The organism is Vibrio amylolyticus (genome assembly GCF_023145695.1).
GTDB lineage: Bacteria > Pseudomonadota > Gammaproteobacteria > Enterobacterales > Vibrionaceae > Vibrio > Vibrio amylolyticus.
In genome coordinates, this window is the sequence record NZ_JAJHVV010000001.1 from 245355 (window position 1) to 268020 (window position 22666).

General features: G+C 43.2%; 17 protein-coding genes. 4 read left to right on the forward strand and 13 right to left on the reverse strand.

What is annotated here, in order from left to right:
- Complete coding sequence (locus KP803_RS01105; RefSeq protein WP_248006985.1) at nt 1-387, forward strand: GspS/AspS pilotin family protein; 387 nt, start codon at nt 1-3, stop codon at nt 385-387.
- A 182-nt stretch (nt 388-569) separates the two neighbouring features.
- Complete coding sequence (locus KP803_RS01110) at nt 570-1127, forward strand: VC2662 family protein (RefSeq protein ID WP_248006986.1); 558 nt, start codon at nt 570-572, stop codon at nt 1125-1127.
- Nucleotides 1128-1214: 87 nt separating this feature from the next.
- On the opposite strand, the gene metE is transcribed toward KP803_RS01110, so the two are convergent.
- A complete protein-coding gene (gene metE, locus KP803_RS01115) occupies nt 1215-3521 on the reverse strand; it encodes a 5-methyltetrahydropteroyltriglutamate--homocysteine S-methyltransferase (protein ID WP_248006987.1) in 2307 nt (768 codons plus the stop codon).
- Between the two features lie 258 nt (nt 3522-3779).
- Between metE and metR the strand changes: the two genes are divergently transcribed.
- Nucleotides 3780-4691, forward strand: a complete 912-nt coding sequence (gene metR / locus KP803_RS01120; protein ID WP_248006988.1) for an HTH-type transcriptional regulator MetR — start codon at nt 3780-3782, stop codon at nt 4689-4691.
- Between the two features lie 74 nt (nt 4692-4765).
- Here metR and KP803_RS01125 read toward each other — a convergent pair whose 3' ends face one another.
- From KP803_RS01125 to KP803_RS01140, 4 genes are all read right to left on the reverse strand, one after another.
- The gene (locus KP803_RS01125; protein WP_248006989.1) at nt 4766-4966 is read right to left on the reverse strand and encodes a DUF4250 domain-containing protein; all 201 of its coding nucleotides are present in this window, start codon (nt 4964-4966) and stop codon (nt 4766-4768) included.
- A gap of 90 nt (nt 4967-5056) precedes the next feature.
- Complete coding sequence (locus tag KP803_RS01130; protein WP_248006990.1) at nt 5057-5737, reverse strand: hypothetical protein; 681 nt, start codon at nt 5735-5737, stop codon at nt 5057-5059.
- A 67-nt stretch (nt 5738-5804) separates the two neighbouring features.
- On the reverse strand, nt 5805-8327 hold the full coding sequence (locus tag KP803_RS01135; RefSeq protein ID WP_248006991.1) for an EAL domain-containing protein: 2523 nt from the start codon (nt 8325-8327) through the stop codon (nt 5805-5807).
- Between the two features lie 76 nt (nt 8328-8403).
- Nucleotides 8404-10917, reverse strand: coding sequence for an EAL domain-containing protein (locus KP803_RS01140; RefSeq protein ID WP_248006992.1), 2514 nt, complete (start codon nt 10915-10917; stop codon nt 8404-8406).
- A 235-nt stretch (nt 10918-11152) separates the two neighbouring features.
- On the opposite strand from KP803_RS01140, the gene KP803_RS01145 reads away from it, so the two are divergent.
- Nucleotides 11153-13477 carry a YgiQ family radical SAM protein gene (locus tag KP803_RS01145; protein ID WP_248006993.1) on the forward strand — a complete coding sequence of 775 codons (2325 nt, stop codon included), beginning with the start codon at nt 11153-11155 and terminating at the stop codon, nt 13475-13477.
- Nucleotides 13478-13526: 49 nt separating this feature from the next.
- On the opposite strand, the gene KP803_RS01150 is transcribed toward KP803_RS01145, so the two are convergent.
- The 8 genes from KP803_RS01150 to KP803_RS01185 all read right to left on the reverse strand — a co-directional run bounded on the left by KP803_RS01150 (nt 13527) and on the right by KP803_RS01185 (nt 22654).
- Nucleotides 13527-15164: a bifunctional diguanylate cyclase/phosphodiesterase gene (locus tag KP803_RS01150; protein ID WP_248006994.1), complete on the reverse strand. Its 1638-nt coding sequence runs from the start codon at nt 15162-15164 to the stop codon at nt 13527-13529.
- The gene (locus KP803_RS01155; RefSeq protein WP_248006995.1) at nt 15161-16237 is read right to left on the reverse strand and encodes a protein-glutamate methylesterase/protein-glutamine glutaminase; all 1077 of its coding nucleotides are present in this window, start codon (nt 16235-16237) and stop codon (nt 15161-15163) included. The genes KP803_RS01150 and KP803_RS01155 overlap by 4 nt, the downstream gene beginning before the upstream one ends.
- The gene (locus KP803_RS01160; protein WP_248006996.1) at nt 16230-17033 is read right to left on the reverse strand and encodes a CheR family methyltransferase; all 804 of its coding nucleotides are present in this window, start codon (nt 17031-17033) and stop codon (nt 16230-16232) included. The genes KP803_RS01155 and KP803_RS01160 overlap by 8 nt, the downstream gene beginning before the upstream one ends.
- Nucleotides 17034-17059: 26 nt before the next feature.
- Nucleotides 17060-17596: a chemotaxis protein CheW gene (locus tag KP803_RS01165; RefSeq protein ID WP_248006997.1), complete on the reverse strand. Its 537-nt coding sequence runs from the start codon at nt 17594-17596 to the stop codon at nt 17060-17062.
- Nucleotides 17593-18123, reverse strand: coding sequence for a chemotaxis protein CheW (locus KP803_RS01170; RefSeq protein ID WP_248006998.1), 531 nt, complete (start codon nt 18121-18123; stop codon nt 17593-17595). The genes KP803_RS01165 and KP803_RS01170 overlap by 4 nt, the downstream gene beginning before the upstream one ends.
- A gap of 9 nt (nt 18124-18132) precedes the next feature.
- On the reverse strand, nt 18133-20067 hold the full coding sequence (locus KP803_RS01175; protein WP_427916916.1) for a methyl-accepting chemotaxis protein: 1935 nt from the start codon (nt 20065-20067) through the stop codon (nt 18133-18135).
- Between the two features lie 102 nt (nt 20068-20169).
- Nucleotides 20170-22359: a chemotaxis protein CheA gene (locus KP803_RS01180; protein ID WP_248007000.1), complete on the reverse strand. Its 2190-nt coding sequence runs from the start codon at nt 22357-22359 to the stop codon at nt 20170-20172.
- Nucleotides 22349-22654 (reverse strand): STAS domain-containing protein, encoded by a 306-nt coding sequence (locus KP803_RS01185; protein ID WP_248007001.1) that lies wholly within the window; start codon nt 22652-22654, stop codon nt 22349-22351. Before KP803_RS01185 ends, KP803_RS01180 begins: the two co-directional genes overlap by 11 nt.
- Nucleotides 22655-22666: the final 12 nt, after the last annotated feature.

The following is a 22666-nucleotide window of genomic DNA, read 5'->3' on the forward strand; positions in this document are numbered from 1 at the left end:
ATGCGTAAGATCCTCATAAGTTTACTCTCTTCACTCGTTCTATTTGGCTGCTCATCAAATGCCGAGCAACAAAGGCATCTAGAGCTCCTAGCGAACAATCGCGCCAGTGTTCTAAGTGCCGAACTACCACTAGAGCATGGGCCACTTTCAATAATACGGGCCAACGCCAAAGGCACCACCATCGAGATCATGATGGTGTACAACGATGATGCGCGCGGAGCTAAACCTGTCCAACAAGTCATGCAAATGAGCGTCAATAGTTACTGCGCAAGCCCAGAAGTAAAGAGTAACTTAGAGGTTGGACTGAGCTACCAGATCAAAATACGGAATAGTCGTGGGCAACTAATGATTGATCAACTCATCAATAATGCAACCTGCGAACAATGATGAGCTAAGCTTTAACTGTTACCGGCTTGGTTAATTCATCTGTGATGCGCATGCAATCTAATTCGATGCCATACTTGCATAGTCCATATTGCGCATATACAGTATGCGAGTCAGTTCTCAACTTTTGACCCTTGCTCCATGAGAGTCAAATGAATAATAAATATTCTAATTTTGGAGTTTCCATGAAAAAAATAATCTCAGCTATTGCAGTGGCTGCCGCTCTTTCTTCATCGGTCGCGGTTGCATCTACCCCTGTTATGTTCTCATCTATCAACAACTTTAATGCGCCTGACCAAAGCGCAGTGGGCGGTGTACGTGTTGCAGCCCTTTACGGTCAAGTTGACGAGCTTAAAGGTGTGGATCTGGCTATTGTCGGCCTTTCTGAAACGAATAACACAACCGGTGTTAACCTTGGCATCTTTGGTGCGTCAAAAGTCAATGAATCCATGACAGGTGCTTCTCTCGGCTTCTTTAACTGGAATACGGGATCAACACTAGGCGCCAATATTGGTGCCGTAAACGTGACAAACGATGTAAAGGGTGCAAACGTGAGTTTTGTAAACTATTCAGAAGGCAACACTATGGTTGATGTTGGCGCAGCTAACCTTTCTAAAACATCAACGGTTCAAGTGGGTATCTTCAACAAAACAGCAAAAATCGAAGGCGTTCAGATTGGTCTAATCAACTGTGCTGATAATGGTTTCTTCAAGTGCTTCCCAATTGTAAACTTCGCAAAGTAATCCTCTAACGGTTTATACGTTAGTTAATTGCTAGATATTACTTAAAATGCCGCTCAATGAGCGGCATTTTTCATTCTAACATTGCCTTTAAGCAGGCTCGGCCCACTCTTTACGTAAAGTTTTCGCCGCAGAGACTAAGTTTGCTAACGCCTTTTCAGTTTCCGGCCAGTTACGTGTCTTCAGCCCACAGTCTGGGTTTGCCCATAAGCGCTCTGCTGGAATTTTCTCAGCCGCTTTTTTCAATAAATCTTGTATCCACTCTTCCGAAGGAATATTAGGTGAATGGATGTCGTACACACCCGGCCCTATTTCATTTGGGTAATTAAACTCTTCAAATGCACGCAATAATTCCATGTTCGAACGAGACGTTTCAATAGTGATGACATCTGCATCTAACGCGGCAACAGAATCAATAATCTCATTGAACTCGCTGTAGCACATGTGAGTATGGATTTGCGTTTCCGGCTTAGCGCTAGCCGCAGAAATTTTGAATGCATCCACCGCCCACTCTAAGTATTCTTTGTGATCTTGCTTTTTCAACGGCAGACCTTCTCGAATTGCTGGCTCGTCAATCTGAATTATATTAATCCCCGCATCTTGCAAATCAGAAACTTCATCACGCAGGGCAAAGGCTAACTGCTGAGCAATCTTCTTACGAGAGATATCTTCACGGGGGAATGTCCAACATAAGATCGTCACAGGGCCTGTCAGCATGCCTTTCATCTTCTTTGAAGTCAGAGACTGAGCGTACGTGGTCCAATCAACCGTAATGGCCTTTTCACGCTCGATATCCGCAACAACAATCGCAGGCTTAACACAACGAGAGCCATAGCTTTGTACCCAACCAAACTTCGTGGTTTGAAACCCAGCTAAGTTTTCCGCAAAATACTCTACCATATCGTTTCGCTCAGCTTCACCGTGCACAAGTACATCGAGATCAAGCGCTTCTTGTCGTTTTACCGCGTCAGCAATGTGCCCTTTCAAAGCCTCATGATACTGTGCCTCTGTTAATTGGCCTTGCTTGAAGGCGCTACGTTGCGCGCGGATCTCACCTGTTTGTGGGAAGGATCCAATTGTCGTGGTTGGCAACAAAGGCAAGCCCAATACGTTAGCTTGATGTTCAGCACGAGTGACATATTCTTCACTTCGATCCACAAGCGCTTTCGTAATGCTGTTAACGCGAGCCTCTACTTGGGGTTTATTCACCTCAGTTGATGAGCATCTCGCTATAATTGGCTGACTGTACATGTCACAGGCCAAAATAGCCTTTTCATCACCATCTAAAGCAGCGCCAAGTAAGGTGACTTCATCGACTTTCTGTTTAGCAAAAGAGAACCATGAACGTACTTCCTCACTTAATCCTTCTTCCAACTCTAAATCAACAGGGCTGTGCAGCAGTGAACAAGAAGAACCGATCCATAATCGCTCACCAAGCTGCGCTTTTACCGGCTCTAAGCGTTCAAGCCAAGTGCTTAAATCGGCACGCCATACATTACGGCCATTGATAACACCAGCCGATAGCACCCAGCCTGGCGGAAGTTTTGATACCACAATATCAAGCTGCTCTGGCGCTGCGGATAAATCGACGTGTAAACCCTGAACAGGCAGCTCAATAATCTTATCGATAGTATCCAAAACCGAGTCAAAGTACGTCGTTAACAGCAACTTCACATCGCCTTGTATCACTTGATACGCGAGCTTGAATGAATCTAGCCATTTACTTTCCAGCTCTAGAGACAGGATAGGCTCGTCAATTTGAACCCACTCAACACCTAGGCTTGCTAGTTTCGATAAAATCGCTTGATAGGCCGTTAACAGACGAGGTAATAGAGAGAAACGATCAAAGCCCTCTTCGACCTCTTTACCGAGATAAAGATAGCTCAGTGGGCCAAGCAGTACTGGCTTAACTTTATGACCCGCCTTAACCGCTTCATTCACTTCTTCAAAAAGTTGAGGCCAGCTGACTTCGAAGCTATCGTCTTGGCTAAATTCAGGAACGATATAGTGATAGTTGGTGTTAAACCATTTCGTCATATCCGACGCGGCATTACCGTCTTTTTCATGAGCCGAGCTGCAACCACATTGAGTTTGCGACTGACCTCGTCCCACTTTAAATAATGTATCAAGATCTGGAAATCCATCACGGTGGCGCTTTGGCGTATGCCCTAATAACAGCGTTGTCGTCAGTACGTGATCATACCAAGCAAAGTCGCCCGCAGTAGCAAAGCTTAGATTCGCATCTTGCTGGACTTGCCAGTGTTTATGACGCAAAGTCGTGCCGACTTCTTTCAGTGCTTTTTGGTCTATCTCTCCGCGCCAGTACTGTTCTAGTGCGAACTTGAGTTCTCTTTTCTCGCCAATACGTGGGTAGCCTAAAATATGAGTGATTGTCATTTCCCTAATCCTTCTGATGATGTTTTCATTCTGAAATTTGATTTTCCTTCGAACTCATTCTTAAAAATGCACTAGAGGAGCTCTGGATGGCTAAACTATCTCGCCTTTCACAAATATGAACAACCTCCAATTATTCAACTTGTTTATTAATAATATTCATGAATCTAAGTTTATTTAGCCATCTAGATGTTTACACATCTAGCGTTAAGGGGTAGATTAATGGTGCTAATGACGATTCAAGGAAGATGAGAGGAACTCATGATCGAACTAAAACATTTGCGGACACTCACCTCGTTAAGGGAAACAGGTTCGTTAACCGCAACGGCAACCGCATTGCATTTGACGCAATCTGCCTTATCTCATCAAATAAAAGATCTTGAATCTCGGATTGGTGGACAACTTTTTTTGCGTAAAACACGCCCTGTGAAGTTCACTTCTGAAGGGGAAATTTTGTTAAAGGTCGCCAATGAAGTATTGCCACAATTAGCAAAAGCTGAAAATGAGTTAGCAAGCCTAAAAGAAGACGTGAACGGACGCCTGCATATGGCTATTGAGTGTCACTCTTGCTTTCAGTGGCTAATGCCTGCGTTAAAGGAGTATCAAATCGCATGGCCAAGCGTTACCCTCGATTTTTCATCTGGCTTTGGCTTTGAACCACTGCCCGCGCTAATGGCCGGCGAGCTTGACTTGGTCATCACCTCAGACATTCAGCCTCGCTCTGAGGTTCACTATGAGCCACTGTTTGATTTTGAAATGCGCCTGATCACGTCAACTAGTCACCCTCTAGCAAATAAAGACTTTATTGAGCCGACGGATATTGCGGATCAAACCATGCTGTCGTACCCAGTACAAAAGCAGCGCCTAGATATCGTGAAACACTTTTTACACCCTGCTAATGTCGAGCCACAGAAATGGAAACAGGCAGATAACACCCTAATGCTCGTCCAAATGGTTTCTGCAGGTTTAGGAGTCGCCGCACTGCCAAACTGGGCGATTAGCGAGTTTTCGCGACAAGGGTTGATTACGAGTAAGCCTTTGGGTGATGGTTTATGGAGAAGGTTATTCGCCGCAACACGAAATTCTGAAAAGGATAAGCGATATCTTCAGGCGTTCTTTTCAACCGCAAGGCAGCAGTGCAAAAGCCACCTTGATGGAATCAAAATGGCTTAAGCTACCTATGACCCCAGAGCTGGTCAGGTATTCGACAACCAAAGGTTATAGAACAAACGCTACAGGGTCACAAATTAACGTTGATATGCCTTAAACTGGTTTGTTAGAGGGTCATATTGGTAGCCCAATACATCGAGCTTCCCAATTAAGCTTTCGACATCCATCTCATACATACTCACCAATTCTTCGAAGCTGTCACACTCTAAACGCAGCTTCTCATTGACGATTCCAAGAAGAATAACACTATCAAAACGAGTTACATTGCTAAGATCCATAGCGACACCTCCCATAGGCTGATTAACTAAGCTTACGCTCCTGTTTACTTAAGCGTAGCTTCAAATCTCCAAAGTAGAAGTGATTCAGATCTAAACTGTCATTAAACTGGATGAAATCGTTCCAGCGCCCAATAGAGAAAGTAGACTGACGGTCAATTGCGCTTTATTCACCTCTTTTGCGCTGAGCAGATGAAGACAAGAAACGACGACCGCAAATAACATCAACATAAAACTAATCACTAACGGTGTCAGCATCGTTGCCAGTATCGCTTCATCAACGTTGTAAAAGGTTCCTAATGCACAAAGAACGAATGCCATGGCTGATAAAACACCCGTTACCGGAAGGATTCTATGGAATGCTTGTAGACGAGTACGTGCAATCGTAAGTAGTAAGTGAGAGAAATTGGCACCCAGTAAAAAAACCAACACGAAGTAAGCGACCGATTGTGCTATATCAGGCTGCTGACTGATCTGAATACCCACCAACGATAGTGCAAAGCCATTGGCTAAGTACAGAACCCAAATAGGCCCGTTATCACGTGTCTTTCCAGTTTGTACTCGGGAATAAAAGTAAAAGATGGCAAAGACCACCATAAACACTTCAATTCTTAATGAAGCAACCGCAAGCCATAACACACCAATCGCAGGTAGCACTTTAAAAATTCGACCTCGTTGCCCTGGGCAAATATCACCTTTCAATAAAATGAGGGTTAACAATAATTGAGCGCCCAAGAGCATGGCAGGAAAGAGAGTCAGTAGATGATGAACCATAATATCCGTTATTCAAATTCAGTATGTATTTCTATTGCGGAGGATAATAACAGACCTATTCCAATATTTAACTACTCGCGAAAAACTTAAGTAGATCTTGATGGGTCACAACCCCTAAATAAGCATTCCTTTCTCCAACCACCACCCATGGGGGCTGAGCACCTTGGGAGAGTATGCCCCCGATATCGGCCACTTTTGTAGCGTACGGAACATTGAACATATCGGTTCTCATTACTTGATTTAAGGTTTTATTCCATATGGCGAGATCTTTTGTCGTTTCAATCTTCGTTCCCATCGTAGGGGATAAGTAATAATTGAGGTTTTCTCGGTCAACTAACCCAACGCAGACTTCTCCGTCGACAATCGGCAGAACCTCTAAGTTTAGCCGATGTGAATCAAAGTACTCTTTGGCCTTTTTGATGCTGTCTTGAGGCCCTAATGTCGGTACATGCAGTTGAGATAGGCTCAGTATTCCAACACCACGTACACTGGACTTGCGGCTCAAAAAATCCTCTAGCTGAGAATGATAGCCCCATGCATCGTGAAGGGTATCAAGAGGAAGTGGTTTAGAGAAAAAGTAACCTTGGATGTAGTCAATGCCAATACCACACAACACTTCTAGCTCTTGTCTTGTCTCTACGCCTTCCGCCACCACTTTTACATCAAGAGTATGAGAAAGCTCCGCGATCATTTTTACAATATGGTACTTGTGCGACCCGACGGTTATTCCCGTGACAAACTCTCTATCAATTTTCAGAAGATCAAAGTTACAGTCGCTTAAATAAGTAAACGATGAGTACCCTGTACCAAAGTCATCAATGGCAACACTCACGCCATGATGACGAATATTTTTAATCAGCGATGACTGACTGGATTCACTATCAAAATACGCACTCTCGGTTAGCTCTATAGTGATTAGGTTAGGCGTTTTTGCGTACTCCTCGATCATAACTTCGGCACTTTTTAGTACGGCTTCCGCCCCTAATTGAGTATTGAGCGAACGGTTTATCGTTAGACCAATATTTGGGCCAAAGCGTTGCTGTATACCGACCAAATCTTGTAGCGCTCGCTTACCAACACACCAATCCAAATCCGCGACCAATCCCATATCTTCAGCAATCGCCACCATTTCTTGAGTATTGGCTAACTGGCCCTTCTCGTCACGAAATCGGCATAATGCTTCAAATTTCACAATGTCCCAGTTATGAGTATCAACAATAGGTTGATAGAACACTTCAATGCGCTGTTGCTTAATCGAACTAACTAGCAAATCTTCTAACTCTTTTCTTCGTAGAACCTCTCGATGAATCGCGCCATGATAAAAGGTGATCATCCCTTTTGATTGTGTATTGCTCTCTAACATTGCTTGGATAGCATGTGGCACAAGCAGTTTCGGATTATAGGTATCATGCCCTAGTACCGACACTCCGACCTTGCCTTGAATGATCGCCTCATGGATCTCTTTTCCCGCGCTTTGGTTCATTGAGCTAAAAAACTGCCTAATAGTTTGATGAATAAGCCGAACCTGACTCGGACCTGTTACTTTGTCGCACTCTAAAGCAGCAACAAAATGGTTATTCCCTAGATAACCAACCAAGAAACTTTGTCTATTTTTGTCCAGTTCCTCAGACAAACGTGATTTCATTTCAAACTCTTCATCACGATGAAAACTCGGTACAAAGGCGAGTGCCATCACAATCTTTTCTTCGGCACAATCCATCCAGTGATTCGCGACACGTTGCACAAATTGAGACTCAGTGGGCAACTGGGTAAGCAGCTCTACACCGCCATGTTCAATGTCAGCCACTCGATATAAATGCGTCGATAAGTCAACAAACCACTCTAAGTAAAATACTCGTTCTCGTATCACTATTCGCTGAATCGTAAGTTCCTGAGGAATTATATGACCATCCGCAGTCTCTATAAGCACAACACCGGTCCAAAAGTTATTCTCTGTTACCTCTTTCCACAGCAACTGATAAAACTGCTCACTGTGCTTTTTTGAATTGATATTGTTGATAGGCTTACCAACTAAATGAAGATTTGAATATCCGGTGTGTTGTTCAAAGTATTCGTTTACGAGGAGTACACAGCGTTCACTATCGGTAATAACAATACCGTGGTGAGGATTGTCTAGGATCTGTTTGAACAATGAACCAAAGGTTTGGCCCGTTGATGGAATGGACAGTAGTGGAAATAGCTTCCCTTGTACTATTTTTCCATTGCTTGGGAAAATCTGAAACTCTGCGTAGCAAACCTTGCCTTTATCTAAAGAAAAGCTACAAGCATGTTTTTCCGTAGAGTGATGACGACAGCTACGCTCAATCTTCTTAAAGAGATGCTCTTGGTCTTCAAAGCTCAAGCACGACAATAAGCCACTTCGAGTTAGGGGAGGCAATCGAGATGAAAAAATTTTCTCACACTGATCTCTATCAACTTCGAATGTTTGTTCATTAATGTGCCACTGCCACTCTACGTGCGGTAAGACGTTCTCGGGGCGTGAGGAAGCAAGATCTGGAATAGCACTAATGGCCGATTGAACGCTACCCTGGTTGACAGATGATCGAGCTCCTATCGAAGGCTTATCCAAAATGACACCTATAAATAGACGTAAGGTACTTTAACCCTAGGACAAAACTGAGTAACTGACAGTTATATTAATAACATTATAGCTGAATCCAATAATCCATCACGGTAGCGGCCTCGACAATACCTTTATAGTGCCCCTCCTCATCGGTTAATACCCAAGGAAAAGGGACTTTCTCTTCGAAGAGCCGATCAATTTCCTCCAATGGATAATTGAAATCGAGTTTTTCGAATTCAGTGCTCATTAACTGATTCACTGGTCGCTTCCAGATCGCCGCTTCTTTATTGCTTTCTAGGTCAGTTCCCATCTGTGGTGTCATGTGCAAATTCACTTCACTTCTAGAGACAATGCCGACACACTTTTTATGAACAAGGACTGGATAAGTAAACTGCGGCTTCTCAGTGATAGTATCGTTTACTCGAGAAAGAGGAATGTCAGGGCTAAACGGTGTCAGATCCAAAGAAGCCAATGCCATTAAAGATTGAGCTTTTTGTACTGAATGGAAGCTCTCAAGTTCTTTGGACATTCGTATTTTATAATCATCAGCACTCGCAATATTCTCAATCGGTAACGGTTTCGAAAATAGAAACCCTTGCATATAATCAATACCAATAGACTTCAAGATATTAAGCTCTTCAATAGTCTCAACACCTTCCGCGACAACTTGAATCCCTAGAGTATGGGATAAGTCAGAGATCATTTTTACAATGTGATACTTATCCGACCCTTCCTTAATGTTTTGAACAAAATCTCGATCAATCTTTAGGATATCAAAATGGCGGTCACGCAAATAACTAAATGAAGAATACCCCGTACCAAAGTCATCAATAGCGATTTTAACCCCCATATCACGAAGGTTTTGAATTGCAAACCCTTGTGTTGGGCTACTTTCAAAATAGGCACTTTCAGTTAACTCTATTGTCACGCCATTTAGATCTTCAGCATGCTGGCTCAGCATCTCCGCCGTCGCCTTCAGCGTTTTATCTGTTCCTATTTTAGTGTTCAGTGAACGGTTAATGGTTAAGCCGACATGTTCCCCACAAATCTCCCTTATTTTATTGAGATTACCTAAAGCAATAATTCCAACCGCACTATCAAGCTCTGGGATAAGATCCAAATCCTCAGCTATCAAGATCATCTCCTGTGTCGTAAAGTCGATGGCCCCAACTGGGGTAAAACGACACAGTGCCTCAAATTTTGATATTTCCCAGCTTGTTACATTAATGATTGGCTGATAATGAACCATCAATTCTTGATTCTCTATTGCCCCCCTTACGATCACTTCCAGCAGCTTTCTTCTCTCCAGAGCTTGGTGGGTTTTACTATGGAAAAAGCAAATATTCATTTGTTCCTGTGACTGCTGGCTTTCCATCATCGCTTGCATAGCATGCGTAACTGCTCGCTTAGGGGTATTCGTATCGTAACCAATGATTGACACTCCGATACGACCATGAACAACACCTTTATAAATCTCCTTCTCAACTTCCACTTTTATTTCCTGAAAGAAGTCCCTAATGGCGTTCATGATAGCTCGTTGATCACTTATGTCATTTTGATTATGGCTTTCTATACAGACAACAAATATGCCATTGGATAGATAGCCAGAAATATGGCTAGTTCGACTACGCGACAATATATCTGAGAATGAGTGGCGATAGTCGAGCAACACTTTCGAATCAAAACCAGGTTGCAATGCCATCACTATTTTATGATTCTCTACCAAATTTGACGCGCAACTCTCTTCAAGTAATTCAATGAATTTTTCTCTAGTAGGCAACTGCGTTAACAGTTCTACCCCTCCAGACCCTTTATCAGCGACTCTCTCAAGCTGTTTAGATAAATCAATAAACAACCCCAAATAATAGATTCGTCCATCACTAAGGGAGATCTTTTGAATGGTCAATTCTTGAGGTGCATCCTCTCCTGCTGCATTTTGACTTAAGATATTGCCATTCCAGTAACCATGTTCTGAAATGCTAGCCCACATTGCTTTAAAGAAGTCACCCGAGTGTTTTCCCGAATTGAATATATTCGTTTTTAAGCCAAGCACCTCATTTAAGCTGAACCCTTTTAATTGCTCAAAATAGCGGTTACAACTTAATATACGAGTCTCAGCATCTGTGATGATGATGCCCTGATATTTGTTCTCAAATAAAGCCTGAAATACTTCACAGATATCCTTGATATTAGACAAGCCTATCAAGGGTCTGAATGTCCCACAGACCGCATTTTTCTTAGGTTTCTCCATACTGATTTCTAATTGGATAAAACCGTCGCTTTTCGGCATCAAGGTACAGGTAATACTCTCACTATCACCTGAGCGTAGAACTCGGACTAAAGCATTCTTAACCTCATCACGCTGATGGGGAGGCATATAATCCAAAATATCATCTAAAGAGCTAACCTGCCCTTTCGCTGCCAAAAGCTGCTCGATAACATCCTTATCAAAATCAAACTTCCGCTTATCAAGATCCAAATACCATTCGTACGCCAGCGAGGTCTCAAGTATGGAACGCGTATCTAAGGTGCTACCGTCTGAGACATCACTGTTTAATATTCCGCTCTCTGTACCCATACCCGGACTCTCCATCATTTGACCTTTCACTCCATGTTCTATGGTTCTATGGTTCTATGGTTCTATAAATCTAAATAACATTTAGAACACATTGACCTCTTATGAATATAGTTGAATCGGGTCTATTTAGCTCTGTAGTGTTCAAGAAAAAAACCAGTGTTATTTACGCTAAAATTGAGCTTACTCTCATCTAAACTAGATACTCTCTCTACAAGTCGCTATACTTCGCCCTCGCATTTCTAGAGGTCAAAATATGCACAGCAAAATAACCCCAATTTTTGAACATAAAAAGTACTGGGCAGAGTGTTTTGGATCCGCTCCATTCCTTCCTACCAGCAGAAAAGAGATGGATCGTCTCGGTTGGGATAGCTGTGACATCATCATTGTCACTGGAGATGCATACGTTGACCATCCTAGTTTTGGTATGGCGATTATTGGCCGATTACTAGAAGCTCAAGGTTTCCGTGTTGGTATCATTGCGCAACCCGCGTGGAACAACAAAGATGCGTTTATGGAACTGGGTAAACCAAATCTCTTTTTTGGTATTACTGCGGGTAACATGGATTCCATGATCAACCGCTATACATCCGATCGGAAACTTCGCCACGACGATGCCTATACGCCAAACAATGAAGGCGGAAAAAGACCGGATCGTGCAACTCTTGTCTACTCACAACGTTGTCGCGAAGCCTATAAGGGTACACCGATTGTTCTTGGTGGTATTGAAGCAAGTTTACGCCGTGTCGCGCATTACGATTACTGGTCAGACAAAGTTCGTCGCTCAGTATTGTTTGATGCAAAAGCGGACATTCTACTATTTGGTAACGCCGAGCGCGCCTTAGTCGAAGTAGCTCACCGTCTTGCTGACGGTGAAGAGATTTCTGAGATGACCAATGTTAGAGGTACTGCAGTTAGCCTTGCTGCTGCGCCTGAACATTTTAAGATCATTGATTCATCTCGCATCGAAAAACCAAATAAAGCGTATGTTCCTGTCAACCCATACGAAATAGAGACGCAATGCGAAACCAAAAAAGATGAAGAGCCTAAGGCACAACCGATTACAGTTCGTCCATCTCGTCATGATGCAAAAACGACAGCAGTCCGGCTCCCTGCATTTGAGAAACTGAATAACGATAGAATTCTGTACGCACACGCTAGCCGAATTCTTCACTTAGAAACAAACCCATACTCTGGACGCGCATTAATTCAACGCCATGGTGATCGTGAACTATGGGTCAACCAGGCTCCCATTCCCCTCTCAACAGAAGAGATGGATTACGTATTTGGCCTTTCATACCAGCGTGTTCCACACCCTATGTATGGAAAAGCAAAAATTCCAGCGTATGACATGATCAAGACCTCGGTGAATATCATGCGTGGCTGTTTTGGCGGCTGTTCTTTCTGCTCTATCACAGAGCACGAAGGCCGTATCATTCAAAACCGTTCGAAAGAATCGATTTTAGATGAAATCGAAGACATTAAAGAGAAAGTACCAGGCTTTACAGGAACCATTTCAGATTTAGGTGGCCCTACAGCGAACATGTATCGTTTAGGCTGCTCAGACCCTAAAGCGGAAATCAACTGTCGTCGTCCATCATGTGTGTTCCCGAAAATCTGTGAAAAGCTGAATACCGACCACCAGCACACAATTGATCTCTATCGTGAAGCAAGAAAAGTTCCTGGGATTAAGAAAATCATGATCGCGTCTGGCGTTCGTTATGACTTAGCGATCGAATCACCAGAATATGTCCGTGAGCTTGTTACTCACCACGTTGGTGGCTACCTGAAGATCGCTCCAGAGCATACGGAAAAAGGGCCGTTGGATCTGATGATGAAGCCGGGCATGGGTACTTATGACCGCTTTAAAGAGATGTTTGAGAAATACAGCGCAGAGGCAGGTAAAAAGCAGTACTTGATCCCATACTTTATCTCCGCTCACCCGGGCACTGAAGATGAAGATATGCTCAACCTTGCAATGTGGCTAAAAAAGCACAATTACGAGTGTGACCAAGTACAAAACTTCTACCCGTCACCGATGTGTAATGCGACATCGATGTATTACTCTGAGACAAACCCGCTAAAGCGTGTGAAATATAAAAAACGTGAAGATGTGCCAGTACCTAAGGGCGACCGTCAACGCCGCTTACACAAAGCGCTACTGCGTTACCACGATCCAGATAACTGGAAGATCATACGAGAAGCGTTAATCAATATGGGTAAGAAACACCTGATTGGTGACAAAGCCAACTGCTTGGTTCCGGCTGAAGATATTGAAGCACAAACACCGGCTCAACGTAGAAAATCGGGTCGCCATGGTGCAAATCGCTTCGCAACTAAGCATACCAAGAATCAACCGCATTTCGGCCCTAACCGTTCTTCACACGGCTTTTCACAAAGTAAAAGTAGTAATGAAAGCAGTGATAAAGGACAAGGCAACGGTAACTCGAAAAATACTCACAATGGCGGAAAGCCATCTCAAAATAAAAAACCTAACCGTGCAGGGAAGCCTGCTGGTCAAGGAAAGGCAAACGGTGATAACCGAGGAAATGGCGGTAACAGAAAGCCTAAAAGACGTTAGTATCACGCTCTTTGTTATTGATTAAGTAAATACCAATGGCTAGTATCGACTAGCCATTATTTCCTCCATCCGCTGTTTTATCTACTACGTATGCAATAAAGTCATCACTATCCAAAGGCTTGCTAAAGTAATAGCCTTGAATGTATTGAACATTTTTCTTTTTTGCGTAATTCAACTGCTCTAGTGTTTCTACCCCTTCTGCCACAACAGGTTTGTCCATGTTAGTCGCCAAAGACGCGATTGAATTGAATACCGTTTGCAACTTAATATCATCGACAACGTGAGTTACGAAAGCCCTATCTATTTTAATTTCGTCAAAACTTAGCCGACACAGATAACTCAAACTAGAAAACCCAGTTCCAAAATCATCGATTGAGACTTTAAACCCAAGCATTTGCAACTGTTCGAGCACTTGGTTTACATAATTGAAATTATCGATTAATGCGGATTCAGTAAGCTCAAGCTTAATATTTCTCGGGTTCAGCTGAGCTGAATTTATCGCGACAAGCAACTTGTCGACAAAATCCACATCCAATATCTCTACTACGCTAATATTTAAAGCAAACAGTAATGCATCTGAATCAACGCCCTTTTTCTTTAACTCAATAATTAATTCTTGTAACTTGCGGATATTAAACTGCGTCAATACACCAATATCTCCAATTTTCTCGGCAATAGGTATAAATTCAACGGGCGAAACCATCTTCCCGTTAAGCGTCCAACGGATTAAACATTCTGCGCCAATGACATTCTGGCTATTCGTTTCATGCACAGGCTGAAAAACCACATAGAAAGAGTCTCCTAAATCGTCTTGCGCAACAGCGGCGCGAAACTCAGTTTCAAGATTGTTTTGGTGCTCAATCTGTCTTGCGAGATCTTCTTGAAATTCAGCAAGGCGAACGCGTTCAGACAGTACATCGAGAATTGCCATTTCCGCCTTATTGAGGCTCTGGGCATGAGAATCGCCCTCTTTTTCTTGGTAGTAACCAAGGGCGACATTGCTAAAAAAGTGACGTCCATTAAAATGAAATGGTGCGTTGAGCACACTGTAGAAACTCTCTACATCAAATGGGGTTTCCGGGGGAATAAAAATATTAAAGCTATCGGTTGAGTGCTTACTACATATAGCTCCTTCTATTTCATTACTTACCCTTGCCAAAATCTCCATGAAAACGAGATTCGCGACAGCCGTACCCCAAATTTCATTGATTCGCTGGTAATTACAAATACGTACACAACACACTAAACCCAAACCATAATCAGACTCGATCTTCGCTAGAAATGCCTCTCGATATAGAAGACCCGTGTGAGGGTCTAACATAGATAACTGTCTGTTTAAGCGACGAGTAGTGATCAATTCACTTTGGTCGACCGCATGCAAAACACACTGCCCTTGTTGATGGAGAACCGAAATTTTCACCCACTCTACATTTTTATCTGGGTAACTAATCCCAACCTCTAGATCTCCCTCTTTTTGTGAGGAAATCATCCCTTCAAGAAGTGAACGAAGATCGATTGAATGATATTGGTCATCAACAAATCCAATGTCTCCACAAAATAGATGTTTACCAACTTCCACCCTAAACAACTTTTCCGCTTCAGTGGAGAGAGCTTCAACCAGCAAATTTTTATCTGTCACGATAAAAGCGATATTTAATGCCAATAACTGTTCACTCAATCTACTCATTTTTTCACCAACGTCTTTTGAACTTGATAGGGTAGCGCCTGCAATGAAAAGACCCCTCCAACTCCACCCTTCTCTATCGCTTCTTTAGGCATGCCAAATACCAAACTTGTCTCTTCATCTTGAGCAAACGTACTCGCCCCTGCTTGGTGTAGCTCTAACATACCTTGAGCTCCATCGCTTCCCATCCCAGTGAGAATCACGCCCGTCGCGTTTTTACCGGCAACTTGTGCAGTCGAGCGAAACAAAACATCAACGGAGGGTTTGTGCCTTGAGACTAATGGGCCATCTTTTAATTCTAGATAATAATGACCAGAGTGACACACGATCATCACATGTATTCCCCCGGGGGCGATATATACAAACCCCATTTGCAGAGGCATCTTATCTTTAGCTTCGACAACATTGTGCACCGTTTCATGGTTCAAACGCTCTGCAAATGCATTCGTAAATTTGGCTGGCATATGTTGAACAATAACGATAGGAGGACTACCCGCGGGGGTTTTGTCCAAAAACTGATGAACAGCATCCGTCCCCCCAGTTGACGCCCCTAAGACGATAACACGATCGTTAGACGTCACTTTTTTGTTGGTGACCTTTAACATCACATCCGCTGTATTTTTCTCACGATATGTCTCCTCTCCCAGATACTTAAGTGCTTTTACCTTAATCGTTGCCGCTTTTTTTAGCGCTTTTAGGATTGCAGAGACTTCTTGTGAATGCAGATATTCACAGAGGCTGCTTTGCGGCTTATTAATCACTTCTATCGCACCGGACGAGAGTGCTTCTAAGCTCAATTTGGGCTTACTTTCCGTTTTTGATGAACAGATCACAACAGGTGTGGGATGGGAAGACATGATCTGCTTTAAAAAAGAGATACCATCCATTTTCGGCATCTCTATATCAAGTAGGATGACATCTGGCCACTGCAGATTCATTTTTCTAATTGCCAGCAACGGATCTGGGGCCACCCCTATTAACGTGAGATCTTTATCGGCATCGATAACCTCACCAAGTACTTGGCGCATGACCGCAGAGTCATCAACAATAAAAACCTTGAATGGGGTGCTATTCACTATTCACCTTACGATAGATACAGTTATCGACGAGCTCTACACTTGGGTGATCTCGAAGGATATTCTCACTATGTCCTAAAAAGAGTAACCCTCCATCATTCAGTGCAGTAATGACATGATTTACGATCTGTTTTTGGGTGGTCCATGAAAAATAGATTAAAATATTGCGCAAAAATACAACATCAAAGAGGCTTTGGCCCATTGGTTTAAGCAGGTTATGCGTTTGAAAATGGCAGAAATCCCGAAGCGATTTCACTAAGGTAAAATGGTCGGAATACCCGCCTATGCCCTTAAGGCAATAGGCTCGCCGGTAGTGACTGGGGATCTTTTCCGACAATGACAAATCATATTGGCATGATTTCGCTTTCTCTATCGATAGTTCCGAGACATCTGAGCCCAACAATGACCAGTGACCAGTACCGAGCATATCTTGTAAAACCATGGCTATGGTATACGCCTCTTCTCCTGTTGAACAAGCCGCACTCCACACTTTTATAGGCTTTGAAATAGAAGACTTTTGTAGCAAATCCATCAAGATCTCAAATTGATAATCTTCACGAAAAAACGACGTCTCGTGGGTCGTCATTTTATCAATAAAGTGACGAAACTCCCCTTGGGTACTGCGATCTAATAGAGCACTGATATACTCATCAAAACTATTGAAACCATTTTTTACGAGACGGATCTTTAGCCGGCTCTCTATCATCGTCCGTTTATGATTGGCCAAATGTATACCAGTATGAGACTCAACTAACCTCCGAATCTGACCAAACTGGTTATCATTCATCCTTTTCATATTGGGCGGCTCTCCTCGGTTCGGCTTTACTGCTCTTTGTACCGCAATAGCGACTGCTGGTGATTCAGTATTTCCTGATTAATCACTTGGCTATCAAGCAGTACTGGCATATCTAAAACCGGGTAAACTCGATCTTGAATGCGCATCATTTTGGAAACGAATTGTTCAGGCACATGCGAACCAAAGGCTGGCTTATTCGTTTGCATATTGATTGCCATCATTTCTATCGAACGCACACGATTGACGATTAAACCTAGAACCACCAAATCTTGTACGGTCTCCTGCTCATGTTCATAGAGCACAATACAGCTGTATTTGTCGTACTTTTGTTCTTGTGGTAGCCCTAGTCTAGTAGCGGCATCAATCACTGGAATAACACTGCCACGAACGTTGATCACGCCATGGATAACATCGGAACACATTGGAACGCTGGTAATTTTAGTCAGTTCAATCACTTCCTTGACTGAATGTATTGGGATTGCAAAGATTTCTGTGCTGATATCCACAAAGAGTAAGCCGATATCATCTTGTTCAGTCATCTGATAATCGAGTAATTCAGTCAAGACAAATCTCCTAAAACATTAGCTGAACGCAAGGGGGGTGTTTCATTCTCTTTTAGCCATTCCCATTGAGTGCTATGCAATAGTTTGTCGACATCGATGATGGTCAGTAAACGCTCATCCAGTTTAGCTAACCCCATCAATATAGGATTAGTAAGCGTGCCAGCTAAATCAGGCATTGGCTCTACCTGTGAATCGTTAATGTCAATAACCTGCGTAACAAGATCCACCTTATTACCAATAATGTAACGGTTTCCATTATGTGTAAGCTCCGTCACCACTACACATGTTTTGGGAGTCAGTTCAAGAGCCTCCACTCCTAACCAAATAGAGAGTTCGAAAACAGGGACAATCTGGCCACGTAGGTTCATCGCACCGATAACAGAACTGGGCGCTCCGGTAATAGGCTCGACTTGAGGAAACTCCATGATCTCTTTAATTCTTGAGATCGGATAGGCAAATGACCTGGGGCCTATTTTAAACTCCAAATACTTGTCATGATGGTGCCTCTCTATAGTTTGCTCTATCACTCTATGCTCCTAATCTTTGAATGGTACATAACCAGATTCTGATTGCGCAGCCCCTTTACTACTCCAATTTCGTTCCTTATTCGTTGTGTTATATGAGCTATCTCGATTGGAGGTCAGTTTAAAGAAGCTAACGGTTTTCCTAATTTCACTGGTCTGCTCTTGAACCATCACGGCGGTTGAGGCTAATTCCTCTGAAGCCGAAGCATTTTGTTGAGCAATTTCATCAAGCTGTGAAACCGTCCGATTTATCTCAGCAACGCTGGTGCTCTGTTCTGTTGACGCCGCGGTGATCTCTTGAACCAGATCTGCGGTTTTTTGAATGTTAGGAACCATTCGGTTAAGCATGTCTCCGGCATGTTGAGCCACTTTCACGCTGTTATCTGCCAGTGTACTGATCTCCTGAGCGGCGACTTGGCTTCGTTCCGCCAGCTTCCTCACTTCATCAGCAACCACAGCAAACCCCTTACCATGCTCACCCGCTCTGGCTGCTTCGATCGCCGCATTGAGCGCTAATAGGTTGGTTTTATACGCAATGTCTTCAATAATTCCGATTTTCTCAGCAATCGCCGTCATGGCGTCGACCGTATCATTTACTGCTTGTCCGCCTTCATTGGCCTCAGAGCTAGATTGCGTTGCGATTCCATTAGTGACTTTGGAGTTATCCGTATTCATTGAAATTGAAGAGCTCATTTGATCCAGTGAAGCACTGGTTTCTTCTACACTGGCGGCAAGCTGGCTAGACGTGCTGCTCAACATTTGAGAGGTGGTTGTCACCTCATTGGTACTGTGTGCGATTGACTCAACCGAGCGTTGTATGTCAAGCAAAATGTTTTGTAGCTTATCGATGAATCCATTAAAGCTCTGAGCGGTTTCCCCTACTTCATCTGAACCAAAATCAGGGATCCTTCTGGTTAGGTCCCCTTCTCCTGAACGCAGATCTTCAGCCGCTTCGGCCAACGCTCTAATGGGAATAACAATCCCTTTGATGAGAAATAGAGCGATGATAAATGCCAATACAACCGCAAGCCCGAGTAAGCTCCAGATAAGCGTAATACTCTCTCGCGCTGCATCGACTAAATTGTTCAGTGATTCCGTACTTTGAGCGTTTGCACTTGCACTAATATCATCAAGAATGGTTTCGAGTTTACTGAAGACTTCATGCTCCAATTTATCAATCTGAATCGCCGCTTCTAATTTGTCTCTAGGGCGATAGGTATCAAATATATTTTTTCCTCCCTTGTAGATTTCCACATACATTTGCTCAACTTCGCTTAAGCTCTGAATTTCACTCGGTTTACGTTCTAGAGGTTTTATCTGTGCTAAAAAGCTTGCAAAGGTTCTCGCTTCATTTTCAAATGCATCAACTGCGCCGAGCTCGCCCCGCATATAGTCATTAAGCGCCGACATCATGTCGCCTTGCTCGTCAATTAATTCTAAGTAATAACGTACTCCTGGAAGATCATCATTGAGAACTTCATCAAAATCACCTTGCCCTGCGTCCGCCACTTCTTCTTCTTTTAACGTATCAAGAAGTCGCTCTAACGGTTCGGAAAAGTTCTTAATTAAATATTTATACTGCTCGACAGCTTTCAGTTCCAATGTTGGATCAAAACGTTGAAAAACCAGCGATTCCATATCGTCATAATATCGCTTCGACAGGTCTTCAATCTGACGCATTAACACCGGTTCAATTGAATTGAGTTGCTTCAGCTGTTCAAAAAAGGTGACAAATTCGGTGTAGTTTGCGACAAAATCCTCTTTTTCTTCTGCTTCACCCGTAATGAACTCGAGTACATTTGAGTTCATATCTCCTAGCTCGTCGAGCATACTCAAGGATAAAATTGCCGCAGGAATATCGCCCTGCCCAACACTCACCGCATAAGATTCAATAGTGCGGTTTTTGATCTGCACCGAAATGGCAATGATCAGCAGTAACAGTCCCATCGTACACATTGCAATGATGATTTTGTTTCTGATCGACAACTTTCCAATCATGTTCTTCTCCTAGGCTTTACAAACCGTACCTTTGAAAGGTGTTCGGATACGCTAAGTAAAACGTTCTGATATACCTGCATCACTTTGACTCAGTATTATTTGAATCAATGCAAATATGTCTAAAATGATGGCGACTTCTCCACTGCCTAATATGGTCGCGCCACTAACACCTTTAAGGCCTTCAAATATCGGGCCTAAGGGTTTTACAACCGTTTGATATTCGCCACTTAATGCGTCAACAACCAAACCGGCTCGAAATGAGCCAAATTGAACAATAACTAGTGCTTCCTGATGAAACGAACTGGTTGATTCAATACCAAACCAGTCGCAAAGACGCATAAAAGGCAATGTCTCGTTACGCAAATCAACAAACTGCTTATTTCGTATCGCCTCTTGAGTCGTGATCTCTTTCAGCTCTAAACACTCAACCACATTGTCGAGAGGGATAACGTAATTTGCGCCTGCGACCTGAAACATAAACCCATCGATTATTGAAAGCGTTAGGGGCAAACGAATAATGAAACGTGAACCCACACCTAATTCACTATCAAGCTCTATCGTCCCCCTTAGCTGTTCGATATTGCGTTTCACGACATCCATACCTACGCCGCGCCCGGACAGATCGCTGACCGTCTTTTTAGTCGAAAAACCAGGTTCAAAAATAAGGCGCTGAACATCTCTAGACGCGAGTTCGCTTCCAGAAGCAATCAGACCTTTTGCTTTTGCCGTTGATAAAATATGCCCTTCGTTTATCCCTTTTCCGTCATCTGATACTTCGATAACTATTGAGCCAGAATCGTGGTATGCATTAAGGCGGATCATTCCTTTAGGGGATTTTCCTGCGAGCACTCGTTCTTCTCGACTCTCTATGCCATGGTCCATCGCATTTCGCATTAGATGAGTCAGAGGATCACTTAGCTTCTCTACAAATGTTTTGTCTAACTCGGTTTCTGCTCCGGTGATAACAAGATCAACCTCTTTGTTCAGCTCTGAGGCGATATCTCGCACAACGCGTTTGTACTTTTTAAACGTATCTCCAATTTGGACCATGCGAAGCTGTAGTGAGCTATCTCGAATATTCTCAACCAACCTCTCTAGCTGCGCCATCGCCTCAATCAACATCTCATTTCCCGTTTCATGAGCGAGTAAGTTGGTTCTGGCGCCTGTAATGACCATTTCTCCCACTTGATCGATAAGCTGATCAAGCTTATCAGCTTCAACTCGCAACGTTTTGGTGACACCGATACTCGGTTGCTGCTTGTTAACTGCCGCCTTAATGATATCGCTTGGGATCTGTTGTTTATCGACCAGTAAGCTGCCAATAAGAGGGGCAGGAGGATGTGAAGTACCCAGTTGCTTTTGAATGCTGAGCCCTCGATTTAGCTCGTCTTGACTCAGCGCACCGACTTGAACCAAAATCTCTCCCAATCTTTGTTTTGATTCTGGAAGGTTATGGATAAGCTCAATATACGCACTGACTTCACTATCAGGCGGTATGATCAGTAACTCAGCGTCATTAAGCGTAAATTCAAAGACATCGAGTATTGCTTGTCGTTTCACGCTCGCGTTCAAACGGATCTCAAAACCCAAGTAACACGTTTCTGGATCAAATGAGTCTGCTGATGTCATGGCTTCATCAATAAGATGTACTGATTGTAATTCGCCTAACGTGGACAAATAACGAATAAATGAAACGGGGTCTAAACCATCTTGATAGACATGACGATGAGGATGATATGAAATGTGCCAAGTACCATTTTGTGGCGGTATTACCGCACTCAACTCATCTGTTGAGGATTCTTTAGCTTGCTTAGCGTCTTCAAACGTTCCATTTTCATTGTCTAACTCAGGCAAGTAAAAAAGGATCTGCTTCGCCAGTTCACTGGTTTTAGCGGCAAGGTTATCTGAATACGGTGATCCAATTGCGTCAATATGCAGTTTCACTACGTCAGTTGATTCAATCATCATTGCCATGATGGTGACATCGTTGTCTAGGTCTTGTTCTCGAAGGCGCTCTAATAGCGACTCTAGTAGATGTGTGAAGCTAACCAACTCTTCCAAACCAAACAGACCAGCACTGCCTTTTATCGTGTGTATCGCTCTAAATACTTCATGTAACCATTCAATATCTGTATAGCTATTTTTACCCTCGTTATCGAGTAAGAGCTGCTCCATCTCACCAGTAAGCTCTTCCGCTTCCATGATAAAGGTAGTGAGAGCTTTGCTGATATCAGTACTCATAGTTCTCACTCAATGAACGACCATCGCTGCCAGCCAACAAATGGGTTTCGAGATTAAGCAAACGAACGTAGTCTGACACCACATCACTTAGCGAACATAGCGGTGGGTGCTCGTGGTACTGTTTTGATAGTTTCGAAAACCAAAGGATCAGCTGCAACCCCGAAGTATCGATCTCCTCAATTTGTGAGGCATCTAGCTGAATTTCCGGGTCAGACTCCACCAACTCATTGAGCTCTCGATGAACGTCACCGACTTCATAAATGGTCAATTCTTGAGGCAATAAATAGACTTTCACACAAACCACCTT

What these genes read in the sequence shown, in the direction of transcription:
- KP803_RS01105 (WP_248006985.1), top strand. Translation starts at nt 1, where the DNA reads ATGCGTAAGATCCTCATAAGTTTACTCTCTTCACTCGTTCTATTTGGC.
- KP803_RS01110 (WP_248006986.1), top strand. Translation starts at nt 570, where the DNA reads ATGAAAAAAATAATCTCAGCTATTGCAGTGGCTGCCGCTCTTTCTTCA.
- metE (WP_248006987.1), bottom strand. Translation starts at nt 3,521, where the DNA reads ATGACAATCACTCATATTTTAGGCTACCCACGTATTGGCGAGAAAAGA.
- metR (WP_248006988.1), top strand. Translation starts at nt 3,780, where the DNA reads ATGATCGAACTAAAACATTTGCGGACACTCACCTCGTTAAGGGAAACA.
- KP803_RS01125 (WP_248006989.1), bottom strand. Translation starts at nt 4,966, where the DNA reads ATGGATCTTAGCAATGTAACTCGTTTTGATAGTGTTATTCTTCTTGGA.
- KP803_RS01130 (WP_248006990.1), bottom strand. Translation starts at nt 5,737, where the DNA reads ATGGTTCATCATCTACTGACTCTCTTTCCTGCCATGCTCTTGGGCGCT.
- KP803_RS01140 (WP_248006992.1), bottom strand. Translation starts at nt 10,917, where the DNA reads ATGATGGAGAGTCCGGGTATGGGTACAGAGAGCGGAATATTAAACAGT.
- KP803_RS01145 (WP_248006993.1), top strand. Translation starts at nt 11,153, where the DNA reads ATGCACAGCAAAATAACCCCAATTTTTGAACATAAAAAGTACTGGGCA.
- KP803_RS01150 (WP_248006994.1), bottom strand. Translation starts at nt 15,164, where the DNA reads ATGAGTAGATTGAGTGAACAGTTATTGGCATTAAATATCGCTTTTATC.
- KP803_RS01160 (WP_248006996.1), bottom strand. Translation starts at nt 17,033, where the DNA reads ATGAAAAGGATGAATGATAACCAGTTTGGTCAGATTCGGAGGTTAGTT.
- KP803_RS01175 (WP_427916916.1), bottom strand. Translation starts at nt 20,067, where the DNA reads ATGGGACTGTTACTGCTGATCATTGCCATTTCGGTGCAGATCAAAAAC.
- KP803_RS01180 (WP_248007000.1), bottom strand. Translation starts at nt 22,359, where the DNA reads ATGAGTACTGATATCAGCAAAGCTCTCACTACCTTTATCATGGAAGCG.